The organism is Collinsella sp. OM08-14AT (assembly GCF_003438115.1).
Lineage (GTDB): Bacteria > Actinomycetota > Coriobacteriia > Coriobacteriales > Coriobacteriaceae > Collinsella.
Map to the genome: position 1 here is coordinate 1 of NZ_QSTE01000037.1, position 1,543 is coordinate 1,543.

Consider the following 1,543-nt stretch of genomic DNA (forward strand, 5'->3'; position numbering starts at 1 on the left):
ATTACAGTCTGAAATAGGCCATCGATAAATTTCGATGGCGAGCATTCGGCGCATTGCCTACGATACGGGCAAGCCCCGAGGGGCCGCCGATCGGGCGCCTCCGGATGGCCGTCTGCCCCTGCCCCGTAGAGGGCCCGGGGGGTGTTGCCACCGGGGGCGCTCGCCGCTCCGGACGACTGATAGGAAACTGCCGGGCGCAAGCGCCACGGCCAGGTAATGTGGGTGTCGCGGGGAGGGGTTCCGATCGGCCTACCGATTGGAGGATACCACCGTGGCACCAATTAGAATGCCGGAAGCCGTCATCGGGCTCGATGTCGGGAAATCGTCCCACTGGGCATGCGTCGCGACTCGAGATGGCGAGGTGCTGTTGAGCACCCCCGTCGCGAACAGGGAGGACGACCTGGACTCGCTGTTCGGCCGCTTCCCCGATGCGCTCGTGGTCGTCGACCAGTCGCGCAACATAGGCGCCCTCGCGCTCGCCCGCGCCAGGGCGGCCGGGATGTCGGCGGCGTACCTGCCGGGACTCGCGGCGCACGGGGCCGCCAGGCTCTTCGCCGGCGACGCCAAGACCGACGAGCGAGACGCGATGGTCATCGCGAAGACGGCGCTTGGCATCCCCGACGCGCTCCTGCCGGTCGGAGACCCGGGTCCGACGATTGCGGCGGCGAGGGCGCTGGCCGCCCAGAGGAACTTCCTGACCTGCGAGAACACTAGGAATAAGAACCGGCTGCGCAGCATCCTGCTGGAATCGTGCCCCGCCTTCGAGGCACTGGTCGACCTGTCCGACGGGCCCCAGCTGAGGCTCATGGCATCCCTCGGCGGGGCCTGGTCGGTAGCCGACGCCGGGCCCCGCAGGGCGGCGGCGCTCACGCGTGGGGCGGCGCGCGGTAAGATCGAGGCCCTCGTCCGCTCGACAACCTCCTCGACAAGGCCGGATGCGTCGGTCGTCGCCGCCGAGGACCGGGCGGTGAAACTGCTCGCGCGCAGGATATCCGAGAACTCGGCGGAGATCGAGGCGATCACGGCGGAGATCTCCGCCCTGCTCGAGGGCGACGATACCTACCGATGCCTCCTGACGGTGCCGGGCATCGGGCCCAAAACCGCTTCCGAGCTTGCGATCTCCATCGACATCGAAGACTTCCCCAGTCACGACAGGCTCGCGTCGTACTGCGGCCTGGCGCCGCGCAACCGCCAGTCGGGAACCTCGATCTCCTCGGTGACGGCATCGCGCCAAGGCAACAAGAGGCTGAAGAACCTGCTCATATTCTCATGTAACTGCCTTACCCGGACAGAGGGGAGATGGGGCGACTACTACACCAGGTGCCGGGAGCGGGGCATGTCGCACGGCAAGGCGCTCAAGGCGCTGGCGCGAAAGAGACTGAAGGTCATCTACGCGGTCATGCGAGACAGGGTGCCTTACGCAGCCTAGCCGAAACGCACCGAGCAGACTGAAGCCCACCGGCCTAATGGCTTGGCGTCAGCATGCCGCGATTCGGTCGCACGGAGAGCATTTCCCAGTTGACAAAACTATAGGAACACCCCC

At 66.8% G+C, this 1,543-nt stretch carries 1 protein-coding gene; it reads left to right on the forward strand.

Going from position 1 to position 1,543, the window contains the following annotated elements; all coding sequences use genetic code 11:
* The first annotated feature begins 286 nt into the window (after positions 1–286).
* On the forward strand, positions 287–1,429 hold the full coding sequence (locus DXC18_RS10295; RefSeq protein ID WP_117717079.1) for an IS110 family transposase: 1,143 nt from the start codon (positions 287–289) through the stop codon (positions 1,427–1,429).
* Positions 1,430–1,543 lie beyond the last annotated feature (114 nt).